The following is a 6404-nucleotide window of genomic DNA, read 5'->3' as shown; positions in this document are numbered from 1 at the left end:
GAAGAAAAGAATGGCGTCCTGGTGGCGCTGCTTGATCTCCAGGTACTGGCGGAGCATGGGGGTCAGGTTTTCTAAGGAAGCTGCCATAATGTAGGGGCGAACCTTGTGTTCGCCCTCCCCGTCCGTGCCTGGGGCGAACACAAGGTTCGCCCCTACATTTATTGAATAATCCCCAATTCCTTGAGCCGTCGCTCGCTCTTCGTCCAATTCTCGACGACCTTCACAAAGAGTTCCAAATACACCTGCTTCCCCACCATCGCCTCGATGTCCTTGCGAGCCAGCTGGCCGATCTTCTTGATCATGGCGCCCTTGTTGCCGATCACGATCCCCTTCTGCGAGTCCTTCTCGACGACGATCGCGACGTGGATGCGCGGGATGTCGCCCTCTTCCTTGAATTCCTCGACCTGAGTCGCGACGGAATAAGGCAGCTCCTGGTAAAGCAGCTGCATGACCTTCTCGCGGACGATCTCGGCGCTTAAAAAACGCAGGTCGTGCTCGGTGTACTGATCTTCGGGGTAATAGGCCGGTCCCTCCGGGAGCCTCGCGACCAGCAGGTCGACGACCCGCGCCAGCCCATCATTCTTCAGCGCAGAGATGGGGACGATCTCCTGCGGCGCCAGCTCCTCCTGGACCTTTTGGATCAGCGGCAGCAGGGACTCCTTCCCCACTTGGTCGATCTTGTTGATCAGCACGAGATAGGGCTTGCCGGTATCTTTGGCGTGGCGGGCGATCCGACGGTCCTCGTCGGAAAATTTCGCCTTGGGCGGAATCAAATGGAGAATGACGTCGGCGTCGCCCATCGCCTGGAGGGCGGTCTCGACGATCTTCTCATTCAGCAGCTTGTCGGAGGCGTGGATCCCCGGCGTGTCCAAAAAGAGGATCTGCGCCCCCTTCCGATTGAGGATACCCAGGATGCGGTGCCGGGTTGTCTGCGGCTTGTCGGTGACGATGGAGAGCTTCTCGCCCAGTAGGGCGTTGAGCAGGGTCGACTTCCCCACGTTGGGGATGCCGACGATGGCGACGTAGCCGGAGTGGAACATGGGCTGGTCCTAGAGGAATCCGCGGAGTTTCGCAAGGCGAACTAAACGACTCCAAGCTCAAGGGGCCTATCCCAATCACCTAAAATTATTAAGAATTTTCCACAATGTGCCAAATTGCGCCAACAAAATACCTGCTCCATGGCACAATTTTTTCGCCAAGGGGAATCGGAGTTTACCCAAGCAAAAAAAATCCCTCCCGTCATCGGCGGGAGGGATTTCCATTTTTTGAGGAATCTCTGAATTAGCCCTTCCGGCGCAGCCCCAAGAGGGGCAGCAGGCCCAGGGCCGTCCACAGCAGGTTGCCCTCGGCGCCGCCGAGGCCGGTCACCGTGCAACCGCCCTGCGCGGCTGCGACCTCGTCGGCCACGATCTGGCCGTTGTCGTCGGCGTTATCGCTCTCATCCACCGCGGGCGGCGGAGGCAGGGGCTGGCAGGCGGTCTCGAGGATGTCGGCGAGCTTGGCCTTCTCGGCCTCGATGATGCCACCTTCCCGGATGCCCTGCAGGCATTGAAAGCCCGGAATCGGGCCGATCTGATTGCACTGCTCGAAGGCGGCGGCCAGCTCGGCCTTGACGTTCTCGAAGAGCTCGTCGGAGCAAGCCTCATGGCGCGCGGCGCATTCGGGGGCGGTGTTCCCCACCGGAAATTGCTCGGCCAGCTCGTTGCAGGCGCGGTTGGTCTGACGGCGAAGCTGAACGTCGGCCAAATCCTCGAAAGCCCCGGGCACGATCGGATTGAATTGGGCGAAGGCCGGAGCGGCCGAAAAGATTCCAAAAACAGCGGACAAAAGAACAGTCAGTTTACGAAGCGACATGGATTTCCCCCTCCAGAACAAGCTGGAATGATTGGTTAATTTGTTGGCTGGAGTGCCTTGCGGCGCTTGGGGAGGAGAGAGTGAGCCCCCTTGCGAGCCTAATTATCGCTTTCGGGGGTTTGAGGAGTTTCCTAGGAGGCGATTTTATTTTGAAACACGAGCTCTCGAAACCGGGGATGGTAGGGGCCGGCCAGGATCCCCTCCTGCTCGTCGCTGGAAAATTCGAGGCCCAGCTTGATGATCGGGATGCCGGCGGTCGCGAATAGCGCCGCCAACTCGCGGCAAACCTGCGCCGCCGCCTCCAAGGTCCAGGGCCGATAGCGACCGTCGCGATAGAGCTGGGCGAGGGCGGTGCCCTCCAGCACGACGGTCGGGTAGAGCCGCACGAAATCGGGGCCCAGCGCGATGGCGCGACGGGCGCTGGCCAAGGCCTCCGCCGCGTCGGCGCCCGGCAGACCCTGCATCAGCTGGATCCCTACCTTCATCCCCCTCTCCTTCAACAAGGCGACCGCCCGTTCGACGTCGCGCGCCTGATAACCGCGCCCCACCCGGCGCAGCACTTCGTCATCCAAGGATTGGACACCGAGTTCGACCGTGTCCATCCCGTAGCCGCGCAACAAGTCCAGTTTTTCCGCGGCGACATAGTCCGGCTTGGTCGAGGCGCGCAGGTTGCGCGCCTCCCCCGAGGCGACGTAGCGGTGCGCCGCCCGCAGCAGGCCTTCCATCAACGAAAGCTCCAGTCCGGTGAAGGTCCCGCCGTAGAAGGCGATCTCGGTGTGGGAGTATTTGCCCGGCTTGCGCGTCGCCAGGAAGGCCTCGACCCGCGCAGCCACCGCCTCGGGCGTCGGCAGCCACCTCTCCTGCGCGGTGATGCGCTCCTGCTGGCAGTAGAGGCATTGGAAGGGACAACCCAGGTGGGAGATGAAGATCGGGATGATATAGGGGCGCGCGTCCGTAGGCATCTCAGTGGGAAGCGACGGCCGCGCCGGTGGCCGCCTGCTTCTCAATGCGCTCGAGGGCCTCTTTGGCGGCGGCCTGCTCGGCGTTCTTCTTGCTTTTGCCGACGCCGACGCCCATCAGCTCGCCGCGGATCGTGAGGTTGATCTCGAAGGTCTTATCGTGGTCGGGGCCGGACTCCTTCACCAGTTTGTACTTGGGGACGGTCTTGAACAGGACCTGGGCCCGCTCTTGGAGCTGGGTCTTGTAGTCCTTATAGAAGCCCTCTTGTCCGACCTGTTCGAAGAGCTCGAGGGCGATGCGCTTAATGACGCGGAAGGCCTTTTTGAAACCGCGGTCCAGGTAGATGGCGCCCAAGACCGCTTCCAATGCGTTGGCCAAGAGGCTGGGCTTCTCGCGACCCGAGCCCATCTCCTCGCCCTTCCCGAGATACAAGTAGTTGCCGACCTCATGGGCGACCGCGACCCCGGCCAGCGTCTTCTCGTTGACGATGGAGGCGCGCAGCTTGCTCAGCTCGCCCTCGGCGGCCTGCGGGTAGTTTTCCATCAAAAGATGGGAGACGATGAGCTCGAGGACGGCGTCGCCCAGGTACTCGAGGCGCTCATTATGATCGGCGGCGTCGAGGCGGCGTTCGTTGGCGTAGGACTTGTGGGTCAGTGCGTTCTTGAGAAGAGCTTTTTTGCTGAATCGGTAGCCTAGCTTCTTTTCAAAGGCCTTCAGCTGTTTTTTCTCTTCCCGGCTGATCTTTTCCGGCAAGGTTTCCTCCCTCTTTCGCTTCGAGCCGGCATCGAACGAGCTTTCCGGAAAAACCCGAGTCCGTCGTCACCGCGACGGGCAGGTAGTTTTCGGAAAATCCGGTCCATACCGCTTCGGAATGGCCCCCATTCTGACACACGTCCTCGGCCCGCTCAAGCAGGACTTCGACCTCTTCCCCCACGAATCGGGCCCTAAATTCGGCCGATTTGACCTCGGAAAGCGCCCGCAGCCGCGCCGCGTGGGCCTTTTTGAGCGTCGGCGGGACCTGCCCCAACATTTGGGCGGCCTTCGTCCCCCGCTTCGGGCTGAAGGGAAAGACGTGGAAATAATGGACCGGCCCGTCGCGCAGCAGGGCGTAGGTGTTTTCGAAGCGCGCCTCGTCCTCGTAGGGGAAGCCCACGATGACGTCGGTGCCGATGCAGAGGCGCGGAATCTTCGCTGCGAGCCGTTCGCAGAGCCCGGCGAACTCGGCGACCGTGTAGCGCCGACGCATCAGGCGTAAAATTTCGTCGTCCCCGGCCTGGAGCGGAATATGGAGGTGCGGACAGAGGACCCGCGAGCCCGCGAAGAGCTCGACCATCTCCTCGCTCACCTCCTCCGGGTCGATGGAGGAGACGCGCACGCGGTGAATGGGCTGGGTCGCCTCGATCGCCCGCAGCAGCTCCAGCAGGCTGGTCGCCGGCTCGCGATCGTGGCCGTAGGTGCCGATGTGGATGCCGGTGAGGACGGCCTCGCGGAAACCGCGCTCGCTCAAGGAGCGCAGCTCCTCCAGGACCCGCGGGATCGGGATGCTGCGGTTGCGGCCGCGGGCGTAGGGGATGATGCAGAAGGTGCAGAATTGATTGCAGCCGTCCTGGATCTTGACGAAGGCGCGGGTGTTCTTGGAGTAGCTCGCCATCCCGAAGGTCTCGAGCTCGGTCTGCCGGAAGATGTCGTCGACCTCGATCATCGGCCGCTCGGGGCGCCCCAGCTCGAGGTAGTCGAGGAGCCGGGCCTTCTTGTCGTTGCCCAAGACGAGGTCAACGCCCTCGACCCGGGCGACTTCGCCCGGCTTGGTCTGGGCGTAGCAGCCCGTCGCGATCTTGAAGGCCTCGGGATTGCGGCGCGCGGCGCGGCGGATCAGGTTGCGGCTGTCCAGGTCGGCGCGGTCGGTGACGGTGCAGGTGTTGATGATATAGATGTCGGCCTTTTCCTTGAAGTCGACCAGGCGGAAGCGGCGGGCGCGCAGCTGGGCCTCGAGGAAGCTCGAGTCGTATTGGTTGGCCTTGCAGCCGAGGGTGGCGAAGGCGACGGTGGTGCGGCCGTCGTGATTTTCTTGGGTTTCTTGCATCACGCACCGCCCTCGGGCGAGCCCAGGCCCGCCTCGATCCAACCTCCGCCCAGGCACTCCTCGCCGCGGTAAAACACCACCGCCTGCCCGGGGCTGATCGCCCGCTGGGCCTCGTGGAACTCGACGCGCACCCTCCCCGCTTCCACCAGGCGCAGCGTCGCCGGGCTGCCCTCATGCCTATGTCGAATGCGGGCCGTGACCTCGATCCCGTCCGAAACCGGCCGCACCCAGCGCACGCCCGAGGCCAGGAGCACGGGCTGGAAGAGCGCGCCGTTGTCGCTCATCGTGATGCGATTCGTCCGCGGGTCGATCGCCTTCACGTAGACCCGCTCGCCCTGGGCCACCTGCGTGCCGCGCCGCTGGCCGACGGTGTAGCGGTGGATGCCTTCGTGGCGCCCCAGGACCTCGCCGGACTCGTTGACGATCTCTCCCGCCGCCGGCGCCGCGCCCTGCAGGTACTTGGCGATGAAATCGCCGTGGTCGCCGCCCGGGACGAAACAGATCTCCTGGCTGTCCGGCTTCTCGCTGGTCTTCAAGCCCGCCTCGCGGGCCAGGCGGCGTACCTCTTCCTTGTCCATCCCGCCGACCGGAAAGAGCGTGTGCTCGAGCTGTCGCTGGCCGAGGCTGAACAAGAAATAGCTCTGGTCCTTGCGCCCGTCCCGGCCCTTGCGCAGCTGCCATTCGCCGGTCGCGGGATCGCGGTGCTTCTGCGCGTAATGGCCGGTCGCGACGTGGTAAGCTCCCAGCTCGAAGGCCTTGGTGAAGAGGAAGTCGAATTTCACCTTGTCGTTGCACAGCGCGCAGGGGTTGGGCGTGCGGCCGGCGAGGTATTCCGCGACGAATTTGTCGACGACTTGCTCGCGGAACTGCGCCTTGCTGTTGATCACGTAGAAGGGAATCCCCAGCTGGTCCGCGACGCGGCGGGCGTCGCCGATGTCCTCGATCGAGCAGCAGCTGGCGTGGCGCTGCGGTTCGTCCTTGGGCGCGTCCCAGAGCTTGAGGGTGATGCCGATCACTTCGAAGCCCGCCCGCTGCATCAGCAGCGCGGCCACCGAGCTGTCGACCCCTCCGCTCATCGCGACGACGACTTTTTGGCGATCGAGGTTCATAAACTTTTCAACAATCCTCTTTCCACAATGCGCAGGGCCGCGTCTTGGGCGGCAAGCTTCGCTAAGTGGCTGCTTTCAAGCCGCGGCCCGGATCTTGCCGACCAGCTTGGGCAAGACCTCCAAAAAACGGTCCACCTCGGCCTCGGTGTTGAGCCGCGACAGGCTCACACGCACGCCCTCCAAGGCGGCGGCCTCGTCGAGTCCCATGGCCGTCAAGACGTGCGAGGGCTCCAAGGAACCCGAATCACAGGCGGCGCCCACGCTGACCGCAATCCCCTCCATGTCGAGGTTCATCAAGAGGGTCTCGCCCGAGACGCCGGGGACGCGGTTGTTGAAGATGAAGGTCGGCGTGCCACTGACCTGGTGCTCGCGCTCGCCGTCTACCGGATCGGCGCGCA

7 protein-coding genes are annotated in these 6404 nt (G+C 63.5%); all 7 read right to left on the bottom strand.

The features are described from left to right. Window positions 1-158 precede the first annotated feature (158 nt). Complete coding sequence (locus FBR05_14160) at window positions 159-1040, bottom strand: GTPase Era (GenBank protein ID MDL1873321.1); 882 nt, start codon at window positions 1038-1040, stop codon at window positions 159-161. A gap of 241 nt (window positions 1041-1281) precedes the next feature. Further along, window positions 1282-1854 carry a hypothetical protein gene (locus FBR05_14155; protein MDL1873320.1) on the bottom strand — a complete coding sequence of 191 codons (573 nt, stop codon included), beginning with the start codon at window positions 1852-1854 and terminating at the stop codon, window positions 1282-1284. Window positions 1855-1985: 131 nt separating this feature from the next. After that, a complete protein-coding gene (locus FBR05_14150) occupies window positions 1986-2816 on the bottom strand; it encodes a radical SAM protein (GenBank protein ID MDL1873319.1) in 831 nt (276 codons plus the stop codon). Window position 2817: 1 nt separating this feature from the next. Next, window positions 2818-3567: a ribonuclease III gene (rnc, locus tag FBR05_14145; protein MDL1873318.1), complete on the bottom strand. Its 750-nt coding sequence runs from the start codon at window positions 3565-3567 to the stop codon at window positions 2818-2820. After that, window positions 3518-4897, bottom strand: a complete 1380-nt coding sequence (mtaB, locus tag FBR05_14140) for a tRNA (N(6)-L-threonylcarbamoyladenosine(37)-C(2))-methylthiotransferase MtaB (GenBank protein MDL1873317.1) — start codon at window positions 4895-4897, stop codon at window positions 3518-3520. The genes rnc and mtaB overlap by 50 nt, the downstream gene beginning before the upstream one ends. Then, on the bottom strand, window positions 4897-6006 hold the full coding sequence (gene mnmA / locus FBR05_14135) for a tRNA 2-thiouridine(34) synthase MnmA (GenBank protein MDL1873316.1): 1110 nt from the start codon (window positions 6004-6006) through the stop codon (window positions 4897-4899). The genes mtaB and mnmA overlap by 1 nt, the downstream gene beginning before the upstream one ends. A gap of 75 nt (window positions 6007-6081) precedes the next feature. Beyond that, a partial coding sequence (locus FBR05_14130) for an aminotransferase class V-fold PLP-dependent enzyme (GenBank protein MDL1873315.1) occupies window positions 6082-6404 on the bottom strand: 323 nt, incomplete at its 5' end.

The sequence above is a fragment of the Deltaproteobacteria bacterium PRO3 genome (assembly GCA_030263375.1).
In the GTDB taxonomy this organism is placed as follows: domain Bacteria; phylum UBA10199; class UBA10199; order DSSB01; family DSSB01; genus DSSB01.
The sequence above is the reverse complement of the archived record's forward strand: the minus strand, read 5'-3'. Positions and strand labels throughout refer to the sequence as shown.